This window comes from Alphaproteobacteria bacterium, assembly GCA_004295055.1.
Lineage (GTDB): Bacteria > Pseudomonadota > Alphaproteobacteria > SHNJ01 > SHNJ01 > SHNJ01.
Genome location: SHNJ01000016.1, coordinates 1 through 14055, shown reverse-complemented (window position 1 = coordinate 14055; position 14055 = coordinate 1). Strand labels below are relative to the sequence as shown.

At 50.4% G+C, this 14055-nt stretch carries 13 protein-coding genes; all 13 read right to left on the bottom strand.

Annotated features, from left to right (window positions below):
- Positions 1-4 precede the first annotated feature (4 nt).
- Entirely contained in the window at positions 5-814 is an 810-nt protein-coding gene (locus EYC62_04350; protein ID TAH35431.1) for a MinD/ParA family protein, read from the bottom strand.
- A 36-nt stretch (positions 815-850) separates the two neighbouring features.
- Positions 851-1768 (bottom strand): GTP-binding protein, encoded by a 918-nt coding sequence (locus EYC62_04345; protein ID TAH35430.1) that lies wholly within the window; start codon positions 1766-1768, stop codon positions 851-853.
- Complete coding sequence (flhA, locus tag EYC62_04340) at positions 1768-3867, bottom strand: flagellar biosynthesis protein FlhA (GenBank protein ID TAH35429.1); 2100 nt, start codon at positions 3865-3867, stop codon at positions 1768-1770. The genes EYC62_04345 and flhA overlap by 1 nt, the downstream gene beginning before the upstream one ends.
- Positions 3868-3887: 20 nt before the next feature.
- The gene (locus EYC62_04335) at positions 3888-5294 is read right to left on the bottom strand and encodes a sigma-54-dependent Fis family transcriptional regulator (GenBank protein ID TAH35428.1); all 1407 of its coding nucleotides are present in this window, start codon (positions 5292-5294) and stop codon (positions 3888-3890) included.
- 27 nt (positions 5295-5321) lie between these two features.
- Positions 5322-5666, bottom strand: coding sequence for a flagellar motor switch protein FliN (fliN, locus tag EYC62_04330; protein ID TAH35427.1), 345 nt, complete (start codon positions 5664-5666; stop codon positions 5322-5324).
- A complete protein-coding gene (locus EYC62_04325; protein TAH35426.1) occupies positions 5666-6499 on the bottom strand; it encodes a hypothetical protein in 834 nt (277 codons plus the stop codon). The genes fliN and EYC62_04325 overlap by 1 nt, the downstream gene beginning before the upstream one ends.
- Positions 6500-6507: 8 nt before the next feature.
- Positions 6508-7512, bottom strand: coding sequence for a flagellar motor switch protein FliG (gene fliG / locus EYC62_04320; GenBank protein TAH35425.1), 1005 nt, complete (start codon positions 7510-7512; stop codon positions 6508-6510).
- Positions 7513-7523: 11 nt separating this feature from the next.
- Positions 7524-9215, bottom strand: a complete 1692-nt coding sequence (gene fliF, locus EYC62_04315) for a flagellar M-ring protein FliF (GenBank protein ID TAH35424.1) — start codon at positions 9213-9215, stop codon at positions 7524-7526.
- A 366-nt stretch (positions 9216-9581) separates the two neighbouring features.
- Entirely contained in the window at positions 9582-10955 is a 1374-nt protein-coding gene (gene flgE / locus EYC62_04310; protein TAH35423.1) for a flagellar hook protein FlgE, read from the bottom strand.
- 75 nt (positions 10956-11030) lie between these two features.
- Positions 11031-11702, bottom strand: a complete 672-nt coding sequence (locus EYC62_04305; protein ID TAH35422.1) for a hypothetical protein — start codon at positions 11700-11702, stop codon at positions 11031-11033.
- Between the two features lie 10 nt (positions 11703-11712).
- Positions 11713-13002 (bottom strand): flagellar hook-length control protein FliK, encoded by a 1290-nt coding sequence (locus EYC62_04300; GenBank protein TAH35421.1) that lies wholly within the window; start codon positions 13000-13002, stop codon positions 11713-11715.
- A 190-nt stretch (positions 13003-13192) separates the two neighbouring features.
- Entirely contained in the window at positions 13193-13627 is a 435-nt protein-coding gene (gene fliS / locus EYC62_04295; GenBank protein TAH35420.1) for a flagellar export chaperone FliS, read from the bottom strand.
- 25 nt (positions 13628-13652) lie between these two features.
- Positions 13653-14055, bottom strand: a 403-nt coding sequence (locus tag EYC62_04290) for a flagellin (GenBank protein TAH35419.1), incomplete at its 5' end; no start/stop codon positions are given.

Here is a 14055-nt window from a genome sequence, read left to right as displayed (position 1 = left end):
ACCCTTATTTGTCGCCGGTCAGTTGACGGGCAATCGCCATAACGTCGACCGCGGCTTCGCTGTTCGGATAGCGGATCAGAATCGGCGTCTGGTGACGGATGCTTTCGCTGACACGGCGGTCGCGGCGGACAATCCCGGCAAGCTGCGGCGCGTATTTCAAGAAACCTTTGCTGGCTTTTAACAGGGTATTGTAAGTTTTCTCGCCGTCCAGTTTGGTTTGCGCCTGGTTGCAAACAATGCGGAAATCGGTATCCGGTTTTTCGGCCAATGTCACTTTGATGAATGTATAAGCATCGGTCAGCGATGTTGGTTCGTCGGTGCAAACCACCAAATAGCAATCGCAATCCATCGATACGGCACGAACCGAGCGTTCGATGCCGGCGCCCAGATCGATAATCACATGATCATAATTTTTGTTGGCAAGTTCCGTCAATTCCGTGCGCAACTGGCTTAACCGGCTGGCGGGCAGGGCGGCCAGTTGACCGGAACCGGACCGGCCGGCAATCACGTCGAATTTTCCTATTTCATAGCGCGTAACCACTTTTTCCAAAGCCAAATTATTCGAAATAACGTGGCTGATATCTTTTTCCGGCATTAAACCCAATTGAATATCCGCGTTTGCCAATCCTAAATCGGCATCGAACAGCAAAACTTTTTTGCGCAAGGTCGACAGCGCGTGGCTAAGGGTGATTGAAAACCATGTTTTACCAACCCCGCCCTTGCCAGATGCAACGGCGATAATTTTTGGTATTTTCAGCCCTGGTTGCGCTTGATTTTCCGCATTCGGGGTAGGGGTTGAAGTTGTTGTATTCATTAATAATTCCTTACAGGGGGATGAACTATTATACTGCTAAATTGGTAAAAAAATCCTTGCCAGCGATAAAGGGTTAATAGAGCTTAAACCATTTGCAATATGGGGGGTAATGCTAACATTACAAAACTGGAATTGACCGGCATCGGCTGCGGCCAAAATGCTACCATAACGGCGAGTCATATCCATTCTTGTTATTAAAATCCGTTTGGCTCCTATGTCCTTGAAAATGGTGCCTATTTCGGCTGCATCGGCGGCATCCCCGCCGGCGGCATAAACAAATACCGGTTCGGCCCCGGACAGGCTGACAATTTGTTTTATATTGTCTAAATCTTCCGGGCGAAGAACATTGACGCCAGCGGTGTCGATAAAAATAGAAATATCTGTGGGGCAGGCCGCCAAAGCATCTTTTATTTCGGCCGGTTTTTTAACCTGCAGCAAATCAATTTTCAAAATCCGCGTGAATGCTTCGAGCTGCTCGACCGCGCCAGCGCGTTCCGCATCGGTGGTAATGCAAATTGTCTTTGCGCCTTCCATAACTGCACGCGAAGCCAGTTTTGCCACAGTAACGGTTTTGCCGACGCCCGGCACTCCCATCAGCAATAATGGCTTATCTTTGGGATTATTTGCAATCGGATTGAATTTGAATAGGCTGTCGAATGCACCGGCAAGCGCCATCACCGGATCATCAAGTTCCAAACGCTCGACAAGGGTAAGAATTTTATCCTGCAATTTGCGCGGCGTGCTGTGTTTGTCCAATGCCTCGCCAATGACATCGACGGGGTTTTGATAAACGGGCTCATTCTGCGGAGCATTATCGGATGCAGCGGTGATTTGGACGCCCTTGCCGTTGGGCGACGGGCCTTGCGAAATGATAACTGCGTCATCGCCCATTTCGCGGCGGACGATATCCATCGCTTCGGGGACAGAGGCTGCTATGAAAGACCGCATACGCATCAGATTTGACCCAAGGTTTTAATTTTCGCTTTCGGATGAATTTCCAATTGTGACAATACTACCGTTTGCGGACGGAACCGTTCAATGATGGAACGCACGAATGGGCGGATCGCCGGGCTGGTCAGCAATACCGGCATTTCGCCCATCATCGCCATCCGGTCAAAGTTCGACCGGACATCGCCGATAAATTGTTGCAACTTGCTTGGCGGCATTGCCAATTGGCGTTCGTCGCCCTGGCCGATAATAGACTCGCTGAATGCTTGTTCCCACTCCGGCGAAAGGGCCATGATCGGGATAATTCCGGCCATGTTGACGTTGGCTTCGCTGATTTGACGGGAAAGGCGATGGCGCACATGTTCGGCGATGGTGGCCACGTTGCGCGATGTGCCGGTTGCCTCCGCAATGCCTTCCAAAATAGTCGGCAGATCGCGGATGCTGATCCGTTCGCCCAGCAATATTTGTAAGACGCGCTGTATGCCGCCGACGGAAATTTTCGCCGGGGTGATTTCCGCAACCAGTTTTTGCTGATCTTTGTCCAATTCGTCCAGTAATTTCTGGGTTTCGGTAAAGGACAGCAATTCCGGCATGTAATCTTTGACCAGTTCCGTGACATGCGTGGTGATGACGGTGGCGGGATCAACCACGGTATAATTTTTGAATTGCGCTTCTTCTTTCAGATTTTCATTGATCCACATGGCTGGCAAACCAAACGTTGGTTCGGTGGTGGCCTCGCCCGGCATGCCGATCGGTTCGCCGCGCGGGTCCATAACCATAAACATGTTGGGGCGAACTTCACCGCGTCCGGCCTCAATTTCTTTGATGCGAATCACATAATTGTTGGCGGCCAATTGCAAATTGTCCTGAATGCGCACGGACGGCAATACAAACCCCATTTCGCTGGCCAGTTGGCGGCGCAAAGCCTTGATCTGATCGGTCAACACCACGCCGCGATCCTTGTTGATCAAGCTAAGCAGTCCATAACCCAATTCCAGTCGGATTAAATCTATTTGCAAGGATGCAGCGATAGGTTGTTCGGAAACAGGAGTTTTTGTAGCCTCTACCGCCTTGCGTTCTTCGGTAACTTTTTGTTCGGTAATTTTCTCATTGACTATATAGGCCAAGCCGCCCATTCCTCCGCCTAAGATTAGAAATGGCAGGAACGGTACGCCGGGCAGGGCAGCCATGGTCAGCATTAAAAACGAACTCAATCCCAGCGCAGCGGGATAGCCGCCCAATTGCGAAAATAAGGCTTTTTCAGCAGAGCCGGTGGTGCCGCCGCCCTTGGTGACAAGCAAACCGGATGCGGTTGAAACGATCAGCGCCGGAATTTGCGATACCAGACCATCGCCGACCGTCAGCAAAGTGTAACTGTGCGTCGCTTGGTTAAGATCCAGGCCCATTTGCGCGGTGCCGATGATAATGCCACCGACAATATTAATGACGGTAATGATAAGGCCGGCAATCGCATCGCCACGCACGAATTTTGCCGCACCGTCCATGGCGCCGTAAAATCCGCTTTCCTGTTCGATTTCTTTGCGTTTTTTCCGCGCTTCATCCTCGGTGATCAAACCGGAAGATAAATCCGCGTCGATCGCCATTTGTTTGCCGGGCATCGCATCCAAGGTAAAACGCGCGGAAACCTCGGCAATACGCCCGGAACCTTTGGTAATAACGACAAAGTTTACAAGCACCAGGATCGAGAACACGATCAATCCAATGACAAAATTCCCGCTCATAATGAAATTGCCGAATGCTTCGATAACGTGTCCGGCGGCGGATGTGCTTTCATGGCCATGCGCCAGAATCAAACGGGTCGAGGCCAGGTTCAGCGACAGGCGTAAAAGCGTGGAAACCAAGATAACGGTAGGGAATGAGCTGAAGTCCAGCGGACGGTTGATGAATAAAACCGTCATCAAAATCAAAACCGAGAAGCTAAAGGAAAAAGCCAACATGATGTCCAAAAGCCAGGTCGGCATCGGCAGAATTAAAACGCTAAGAATAAAGACAATGCCCAGCGCCAGCGCAATATCGCCGCGCTTGAAGAAATTATTCATAAAATCGGCAGAAGCTGGGTTCTGCGTAGTGGTGGCATCCGCCATAGGACTATAGACTTAACCTATTAGGAGTTAACGCTGGCCCGCTCATTCTCGCCGGATGGCGGAACGGCAATCCCTTCATCATTATATTGTTTTAGTTTATTCCGCAAAGTGCGGATCGAAATTCCCAAAATATTCGCGGCATGGGTGCGATTGCCCAGGCAGTGGTTCAAGGTTTGAATAATCAAATCCCGTTCCACATCCGCGACGGTGCGGCCCACCATAGGAGGAGCTTCGCCGCCGCTATTGTGCGACGTGGGCGAGGCGGGAGACAATTTCGCCGGGATTGAGCCGCCGATCATGTTTTCCGGCATGCCGCCAGCCATGGCCGCGCTCATATTCAACACGATCGCTTCCGAGTTGATGGTTGGGCCGCCGGCCAGCAATACGGCGCGGTGCATAGTGTTTTCCAGCTCGCGCACATTGCCGCGCCAGACATGTGAAATCAATTTTTGCCGCGCATCGTCGGACAAGGGTTTGACCGGCATTTCGTTGGCCGCTGCATATTTTTTGATAAAATGATTGGCCAATAATTCAATATCGGTTGGCCGTTCGCGCAACGATGGCAAACGGACATTGACGACGTTTAATCGGAAATACAAATCCTCGCGGAATTTACCTTCGCGCACTTCTTGTTCCATGTTGCGGTTGGATGTCGCGATTACGCGAATATTGACCTTTACCGGGGTGGTGCCGCCAACCCGGTCGATCATGCGTTCTTGGATCGCGCGCAGCAACTTGGCTTGCAGATTTGGATGCATTTCGCTGATTTCATCCAGCAATAAGGTGCCGCCGTCAGCTTCTTCGAATTTGCCGATCCGCCGGGCCACCGCGCCGGTAAAGGCGCCTTTTTCATGGCCGAACAATTCCGATTCCAGCAAATGTTCCGGAATCGCGGCGCAATTGATGGAAACAAATTTTTGGCCGATGCGTTTGCTTTTGCCATGGATATAACGGGCCATGACTTCTTTGCCGGTACCCGATTCGCCGGTTATCAGCACGCTGGCATCGGAACTTGCGATCTGATCGACCAGGGCGAGGGTGCGCACCATAACCGGATCGCGGTAAATCATATTGGTGGTTTCTTCGGTAACCGCTTCCAACACCGCGGCAATCAATTTCGGGTCGGCGGGCAGCGGCACGTATTCTTTCGCGCCTGCTTTAATGGCCTGAACCGCGCCATTGGTGTCGTTACCAATGCCGCAGGCGACCACGGGCAGGTGAATCCGTTCGGTTTTAAGCGCGTTGATCAGGCGGCCAACATTCAATTTGACATCGATCATAATCAAATCCGCGCCTTGGCCATTGCGCAAGGCGGTTAGGCCAGCATCGATGTCTTCAACATGGGACACTTTGGCGCCGCGTTCGATCGCGATCTTTCCCGCTGTTGATGTGTGCCCGTTCAGGCTGCCGATAATTAACAATCTCATTGGTCTTACTCTCTCTTACTCGCGAAATTAGCTGGATTGCTCCGATTTGATAATCTCGGTCATGGTTACGCCCAGGCGGTCATCGACGATCACAACCTCGCCGCGCGCGACCAGGCGGTTATTGACATAAATATCGATGGCTTCGCCGACGCGGCGATCCAATTCCACAACCGCGCCACGGCCAAGTTTCAGCAATTGGTTGACCTGCATGGTGGCCTGGCCCAACACGGCCGAAACTTTGACTGGAATTAATCCGATTGCCTCGAGATCGCGGGCGGATTGCGCCACACGAGATCCGTCTTCGGCGCCGCCAGCAGGGGCTGCGCCGCCTTCTTGCAATTCCGTTAAATTTAAATCGTTATTATCAGCCATTATTTGCTCCCATCATCAATTGAAGTTTGTTCAGTTACTGGTTGTTCTGGCGAAGATTCATTTTCCGCCGGTTGCTCCGTGGATTCTGGCGCCGCTTCGATATTTTGTTCGGATGTTTCGGTCTGTTCCGGCGGTTGCTCCATAGGTTCGGCAGCAGCCTCGATAACAGGTTCTGGTTCCGGTTCTGGCGGCAGTGGATCTTGTAGATCGGTTGGAATCGATTCAGCCACGTTTTTCGGCAAGCATTCATACAACATATTATGAATGTGCTGCCAAATGTGCGACGGCAAGGTTTCCATGCCGCCATTGCCCCATTCCACGCGGCAATCGCCCATTTTCAAGGTTGGATCGGCGGTAATCGAGGCTTTGCCTTGAAAGCCGGATTCAGCAAAGATGCTTTGCAGACGGGGTTGCACCGAACCGTAAATTTGATCCGATACTTTGATGGTCAATTTTGGCATATCCAGCGCGAAACGCAGACATTGTTTTACGGTGGATTCAATTTGTTCCTCGGCCTGCATGCTAAGCAAGTCGGGTATTAATTTTTGCAGGGAATACAGGACAACCGACAGCGATTTGTACATCAATGCTTCTTGAGTTGAGGCATATTGCGATGTGATATGCTGCATATGCTTTAAAACATGGGCGCAAATCTCGCCGGTTTGGCGTTCAATGCTTTGCAGGGCCGCTTGTTGGCCGGCCGCAAAAGCTTGTTTTTTCAGCGCTTCCAGTGCTTCGTTCGGTTTGTCGTCCTGGGCCGCGCTGGCGGGATCGTCGAAACTGGTTTCGAAGATGAATTTATGCGCGGTTTTTTGTTCTGCGGTTGCGGACATTAAGGTTCCTAGTAAATCAGTTGATCGTCTCCGCCTTCGGCTGCGATGACGATTTCGCCTTTGGCGGCCAAATCTTTGGCGACAGTAACGATGTAAATTTGCGCCTCGTCAACCTCGCGCAAACGCACGGGGCCAAGGCCATCCATATCTTCTTTCATGATTTTTGCGGCGCGTTCCGACATATTGCTGAAAAACAGATCGCGAATCGTTTGAGAGGCGCCTTTTAAGGCGCGTGGCAATTTGTCTTTTTCCACCACTTTCAGCAAGGTTTGGATCGATCCGCCATCCAAGCGGGCCAGATCGTCGAAGGTGAACATCAATGCCTTAATTTTATCGGCGGCGTCGCGATGCCGTTCTTCGAGCGAGCCCATGAACCGCGCTTCGGTATTGCGGTCGAAGCTGTTGAAAATCTCGGCCATAACTTCGTGCGGATCGCGGCGCGATGAACGGGCCAAGTTGCTCATAAATTCGGAACGCAGAGTTTTTTCTACGTCCGATAAAACGTCTTTCTGCACGGTTTCCATGCGCAACATGCGCATGATGACTTCCATCGAAAAGTTTTCCGGCAAAACGCCCAACACCTTGGCGGCGTGAGGAGGGGATACCTTGGATAAAACAACCGCCACTGTTTGCGGATATTCGTTTTTCAAATAGTTGGCAAGAATGTTTTCATTAACGTTATCCAGCTTGTCCCACAATGTACGGCCGGCGGGACCCCGGATCTCGTCCATAATGTTGTCCAAGCGGCTTTTATCCAGAACCTTGCCAAGCAAACGTTCGGCTGTTTCGTACGAACCAACGGCGCCAGCAGTTGAAAAGTTTTCGGCAAATTCCATAACCAGTTTTTCGGTTACGTTTGATCCAACCGACCCAAGGGAAGACATGTGTTGCGACAATTCCCGAATTTCGTCGTCATGCATCATCGAAAACAGCTTGCCCGCGTTTTCCTCGCCGATGGTTAGCATCAGCAAGGCTGCTTTTTCCGGACCGTTTAAGGTTCTTTGTTCAGACATTGCTCGCGCCCTTATTCGTTATGATCCCGTTTGCCTTGGTATAACCAGGTACGGATAATGGATAAAGTTTCTTCTGGATGCTTTTCAACGATTTCGCTGATCCGTTTCAAGGAAGAAGCCTTAATACGGCCTTCGATCTGCTTCATATTGATCATTTCCTCAAGTTCGGAATTTTTGATTTCCATTTCCGGCATATCGCCGCCGCCATCGCCGCCACCCATCGGGCCGGTCAATTGCGGGAGACCGCCGCCACGGGCGATCCTGGCGCCGCCAGCACCGGCAGGTTCCAGCGCGCGCATCATCATCGGGCGAACAACAAGCAGCAAAGCCAGAATGCCGACAAGTCCCATAACCACGGTTTCAACCAGTTTCATGATTTCTGCGTTGCTGAATCCCATCATGCCGCCTGCGGCTTCGTCCGAAGAAACGCCTTCGCCGGATGTAACGGGGGATACAAATTGCATATTGACCACTTGCACCACGTCGCCACGTTCTTCATTAAATCCGATCGCGGTTTTGACCAACGATTCCAATTGCTTTAAATTGTCTTCGCTGCGCGGGGCATAAGTTTCTTCGCCTTTGTCGTTTTTGGTATAAGTACCGTCAACCAAAACCGCGACCGACAATTTTTTTACTTGGCCGCTTTCTTTGACCTGTTGTTTGACGGTTTTAGAAATTTCATAATTGATGGTTTCCGATGTGCGGTTGTTTTTATTGCTGTTCGAACCGGCGGCTTCGGTGCCTGGGGCAGGGGCGCCGTTTGGAATATTATTGGCGACGCTGACGGTTCCGCCAGCGCTGCCTTCCTGACTTTGGCCGGATTCTTCTTCGGTTTGTTGCGAACGCACCACGCGGCTTTCCGGATCGTAAATTTCCGAATTCATGGTAATGCGGTCAAAATCCATTTCCGCCGTTACTTCGGCGCGAACCTTGCCGGGGCCAATCGATTTTTCAAGCAGCGATTCAATTTCGCCGGACATACGGCGTTCCAACGATACGCGGGCTTCTTCGGCGCTGCTTAGGCTGGAGCTGTAAGATTCATCTCCACCGCCTCTGGCAAGCAAAGTGCCCTTATCGTCGATAATTGAAATTTGAGTTGGTTTCAATCCGGGAACTGCTGCGGCGACTAAATGCTGTATGGCTGCGACCTGAGAACTTTCCAGACGTCCGGAACGCATTTGCAAAACGATCGAAGCGCTTGGCTCTTGTTTTTGGCGGCTGAATACTTCGCGTTGTGGCAGCACCAAATGCACCCGCGCGGATTTTACTGGGCCTAAAGAGGAAATTGTACGGGCCAATTCGCCTTCCAGCGCGCGCACTAAATTTATATTTTGTACAAAACTGCTGGTGGACAGGCCGTCGGTCTTATCAAAAATTTCATATCCCATGCTGCCGCCACGGGGCAGGCCTTCTTGCGCCAACAGCATACGGAGCTTTGCGACTTGATCGCCTGGAACGTATATTTGAGTCCCATCGCCTTTAATTTGCACCGGGATATTCATGCCTTCTAACTTGGCAACAATCGAACCTGAATCTTTGGGATCCAAATCATTATAAAGAAGTTGCAAGTTGGGTGTCGTAAAGCGCGAAGCCATGTAGACGAAAAACGCCACAAGGCCGATCATGACAAGGCCGATCGGGGCTAAACGGGAAGGGCCTAGGTTGCGAAGGGTACCAGCGAAGCTCACGGACAATACTCCCAATTCAAATTCTTAAGACCTGTAATCTTAACCAATTTACTTTGGTTAAAATCCCGGCCTCTTTTCTTATTCTTAGCTCCAGTATAATGAACAAAAAGTTAACATCGGGCAAAATTTGCCTACTTTGGCTGGAGTTTTTTTCCCAATACAGCCAATAGCGATGAAAACGTGTTAAATGTGCAACTCAATATTACGCTTCTATATCAATAGGTTGGAATACAGTCTGACATAGAACGCACAGCTTCATCTCTTACTTGCACATACATACTTATATATATGCAATTTCTATACAAAATTAAAAAAACCCCGACCTTTTTTAAGGGTCGGGATCTAGGGGGGAGTAGAAACTTAGAGGTTGGCTTTAAAAACTTACGAAATTGTGCGGATCAGCTCTTCGAGCATGTTATCGGCGGTACTGATAACTTTGGTGTTCGCCGAATAGGCACGCTGCGTCAGAATCATATTGGAGAATTCTTCGGCGATATCCACCTTAGAAGCTTCCAAGCTGTTCGCTGCAATTCGTCCATAACCGCCCGATGCCGGAACGCTGAGAATATAAGCGCCAGAGTTAGCGGTTTGAGCATAGGCGTTGCCGTTTTTTGCTTCCAGAGCGGTGGCGGCTGGGAAATTTGCCAAAGCGATGCGATAAACCGGTCTGGTTTCACCGTTGCTGAACAGGGCGAACAAAGTTCCGTCGGCGGTAATGTTGATACCGCTATAGGAGCCCGGGGCAACGCCGTCTTGGTTGGCAAAGCGCGGATCGAATTCGGTACCGACTTGGGTTACCTGAGATGTCAATGCCGGAGTTACAGGTTCTGCGACTGCGGCGCCAAAATTAAAGTCGATGTTTTGGGTGGCGGAAGCGCCGCTGGCACTATAGTTAAAGCGGAATCTGACTTTACCTTCCCAGCTGGTTCCTTCGTTGGCAATTACGGATGTACCGCCGTAAGTCATGTTGTTCAGATTGCCGCTGCTGTCAAAGGTTACCATGACACGGTTGGCAGGCGACACGCCAGAACCATCAAGGTTGTTAGCGTTAAATGTGGTGGCATCTTCGGAATATAAACCGGCCATCGAACCGCCAGGGGTGGTAAAGGTCAATTCCCACTGGTTATTCGTTGAAGTCTTGGTCCAGTTCAAGGTTACGCTGCGCGCAACGCCAAGTGAATCGTACATCGTAACTTGCGATGTTTGCTGTTGGCCGGTGGTTGCGTTCGCAGGCAAGTTTAAGCCCATGGAAACCGCGGTCGTAGCGCGGGCAGCGCCGGTAATGTTGGATAAATTAATGGTGGATAATGTGGTCACGTTACTGGTGTTTGTCGGCAAGTTACCGCTTGCATCCAATATCCAGCCTTGCAAATACATGCCCGCGGTATTTTTCAAATAACCTTCGCTGTCGGGAACGAATTGTCCGGCGCGGGTGAATAAATATTCATCGCCGGCGGCGGGGACGCTGCTTTTATTGACGACGAAGAAACCGGAGCCTTCGATGCCGACATCGGTTTCGCCGCCGGTTGCTTGCAACAAGCCTTGCGCGGTGGTCAAGTGCATCGGGTTCGAGCTGACACCGCCAGGAGAGTGGACGCGTGCGTTGGATTGCGTAACCAAGGTTGAAAAGCGCGTAATAACGCGTTTATAACCAACCGTATTCACGTTAGCGATGTTATCGGAAATAGTTGCCAAGGCTTGAGACTGGGCATTTAATCCAGACACACCGGTGACAAGGGCGCTAAACACACTCATAGTAAACTCTCCTGTGTTATATCTGCCTGACGGTTAATCCGACGCGCTTCGTGCGCGTCTTATTTGGTTATAAGACTAAGGACGCACTTCACGCACGCTAACGATGTTATCGAGCGCAAAGGCAACATTTCCGATCAAGATGCTTGGCAATCCGTTGCTGGTGTTGACACCGTTAACTTTGCCAATGACCGAAGTATAGGTTTCCAGGGTTTTGGGTTCGCCGCTGGCTTGGTTTTTCAAGGCTTTCACTTCAAGTTTATAGGTGCCGGCTTCAACGGCTTGGCCGCTATTATTTTTGCCGTCCCAGGTAATTTCATGCGGACCGGCATCCGAACTGCCGGTCAAATCGCGGACGACGTTTCCGTCTTTGTCTTTGATTTGGATGGTCAATACATCGGCTTTTTCGCCAAAGGCATATTTGAATTTTGCGGTGCCGCCGGTTTCCAGCGGGATGTTATCGCCAACCACTTCGACTTCCTTGCCGATGTAATTCAATGTGGCAACGCTGGCATTGGCATGTTGCAAGGAAATCAGGTTTTGTAAGTTTTCGTTGGCTTTAATGCTTTGTTCGACGTTGGCGAATTGCACCAACTGATTGGTGAACGCAGCGGTATCCATCGGCTGAGTAGGATCCTGGTTGCGCAATTGTTGCGTTAAGATGAACAAGAACTGGTCAAAATTGCTGGCGATGCCGGTGCCGGTATTGGCATTGTTGGCTGTGCTGTTATTGCCGACTGGTGCGACCATGTTATTCTCCCTAAACCATTATGTTGACGCCGCCGTCGCGGACGTACAGGTTCTTGACGATAACGTTAGAATCCGTATTTAGATCGGCCATGCCGTTTTTCGCGCCATAATATTTATGGGCGGCTGGACCGTTATTGTAATTATCCGAAAATTGACCGGCGAAATTATGCGAAGTCGATTGATTGCGGTTCTGAAATTCCATATTGCTGGTGTCGGCTTTGATGCCGGCATCTTGCAAGGCGCGTTCCAATTGTTTGGCGTCTCTAGCCAGCCATTCGGCGGCCTCCGGCTTGTCGGTGGCAATAACCGCTTTGACCAAGGCATCTTTATCCATTTCCAAACGGATTTCCACGCGGCCTAAAGCCTCTGGGGTCAATTGAATTTTAATTTTATCGACGCCATCTTTGGCGGCTTTCACAATGTGGACCGCAACTTGTTCGGCTACCGGTTGCGCCACAACCGCAGCCTGAATATTTTTATAATCTACCGGAGCTTGGGTTTGAATTTGAATTGGCTGGCTGCCTGCCGGTAAAGCCTGCGGAGCAGAAGCTTCGATTTTCGTTTCCACTTTCGTCGGCGCCAAGTCTTTTCCATCTACTGGGACTTGTCTCGACAGACGCGTGGATGTGTCTAAATTGGGGTCTCCTGCCGCATCTTTGGGGGAAGATGGATTAAGGGGGAGGGGACTGTCTGCGGCAGGAGTTTTGGTCAAATTGTCCGAAGTCGCAGCAGCTTTTGCCATCGGCTTTTGCGCTGCTGGGGCGGACAGATTTTTATTGATTAAATTCTGTAAGTTTGGATCCGCAATGCCATTGTCGGTTGCGGCGGCGGCTTGTTCGCCGGCCAATGATAATGCTAATGCATCAGGATTGGCGCTGGCGTCTACGGTTCCGATAGAAGCGGTGTTAGTCGCAGGAATCACAGCTTTATCTACGGCAATATTGAAAATATCATTGGTGGAAATTACGATGCCTTGATCCGCCGGCGCAGTTGCTGCCGTTGTTTCCGCAATTTGAACGGCAACTGGCGCGGCCAGCAATGGCGTCACGATTGGAATATTCGAGGCGACTTCGGCTGTTTCGGTATCTAAAACTTCCGATTCGTCTGCGGTATCGGTTACGGCTGCTTTTTCTTCCGGTTTCGCGGTTTCTTCGACCTTGATTTGATCGAAATCGACACGGGCAGGATCAATAGCCAGGCTGTCGTTTACATCCGCAAAATCTTTTGCTTGCGGAAGAACAGGACGGATCAATCCCGTTTCAGGCTTTAGCGTTGTTATGTTGATCGTACCCAGATCCATTGTTATTTTCTTTTAAAAAGTTAGTTCAAATCAGATTCGAATATGCAAGTCTTGGGCCAGTCGGTCGAGCGATCTAATTATTTGCAAAATCATCATTTTGTTTTTCCAAGGAACTAGGCAATTTTGACGTTACGGAATTTCTTGCCTGAGTTTTTGGAAAATTTTGCTTTAGATCGCCCTTGGATTGGAATTACAGGGCAACGCTGGCGTTTGCACCGGAGTTGCCGGAAATAGCAACATCCGCATTCGCAGCGATTTGGTGATCCAGTTCGTCAAATGAATCGCGCAAGCGTTTCAAAATGGAAATGGCGTCCAACGCGGTTTGTTTGTCGTTGTAAAAATTAATTCTTGGTAAATTCGACAAAATGAAACCATATAAGCAACCCAGGTTCTGAGCCACTTCGCCGCCTTGATCGTGATCCAGATTCATATACAGATCGGAAATCAAGTCGGTGGCTTTTTCTACCGAACGCCAGCGGCCTTCAATATCGCCTTTGCCAATCATATCGATCGACGATTCCAGGCATTTAATCGCGCCGTCATAGGTCATTACAACCAGCCGGGTTGGGGAAGCTTTTAGAACGGTTTGTTCTAATTCTTCGGATGCTACGTTGAAAATATTCATGGTTTTTCTCCTATAACGTCTGAACTTATTGTTGGAACAAGCGCAACAGATTTTGCGGCAACTGGTTGGCTTGGGCGATCATGGCGACGCCGGCCTGTTGCAGAATCTGTTTGTTGGTGAACATCGACATTTCCTGGGCGACATCGAGATCCATATAAGCGCTGCGGGCGGCTTCCATGTTTTCGATGACGATATCGACGTTGGTTGCGGTTGATTCCATGCGGGCCTGGCCGGCGCCGACTTCGGCGCGGAAGGTCAAGAGCAAGTCGATGGCGATACCGGCGGCGGCGTAAGCGGCATCCGCGCGGGCTTGGGTGCTGATAGTAGCGGCATTCAAACCCAGTGCTTTGGTATTGATGCCACGCAAATTCAAGCTGATTTCGTTGTCGCTTGGATTCGCGGCGATGCCTACTTTGAATCTGAAGTTA

Excerpts from the sequence above, each read along its gene's own strand:
- EYC62_04350 (TAH35431.1), bottom strand. The coding sequence starts at position 814 with ATGAATACAACAACTTCAACCCCTACCCCGAATGCGGAAAATCAAGCG.
- EYC62_04345 (TAH35430.1), bottom strand. The coding sequence starts at position 1,768 with ATGCGTATGCGGTCTTTCATAGCAGCCTCTGTCCCCGAAGCGATGGAT.
- flhA (TAH35429.1), bottom strand. The coding sequence starts at position 3,867 with ATGGCGGATGCCACCACTACGCAGAACCCAGCTTCTGCCGATTTTATG.
- EYC62_04335 (TAH35428.1), bottom strand. The coding sequence starts at position 5,294 with ATGAGATTGTTAATTATCGGCAGCCTGAACGGGCACACATCAACAGCG.
- fliN (TAH35427.1), bottom strand. The coding sequence starts at position 5,666 with ATGGCTGATAATAACGATTTAAATTTAACGGAATTGCAAGAAGGCGGC.
- EYC62_04325 (TAH35426.1), bottom strand. The coding sequence starts at position 6,499 with ATGTCCGCAACCGCAGAACAAAAAACCGCGCATAAATTCATCTTCGAA.
- fliG (TAH35425.1), bottom strand. The coding sequence starts at position 7,512 with ATGTCTGAACAAAGAACCTTAAACGGTCCGGAAAAAGCAGCCTTGCTG.
- flgE (TAH35423.1), bottom strand. The coding sequence starts at position 10,955 with ATGAGTGTGTTTAGCGCCCTTGTCACCGGTGTGTCTGGATTAAATGCC.
- EYC62_04305 (TAH35422.1), bottom strand. The coding sequence starts at position 11,702 with ATGGTCGCACCAGTCGGCAATAACAGCACAGCCAACAATGCCAATACC.
- EYC62_04300 (TAH35421.1), bottom strand. The coding sequence starts at position 13,002 with ATGGATCTGGGTACGATCAACATAACAACGCTAAAGCCTGAAACGGGA.
- fliS (TAH35420.1), bottom strand. The coding sequence starts at position 13,627 with ATGAATATTTTCAACGTAGCATCCGAAGAATTAGAACAAACCGTTCTA.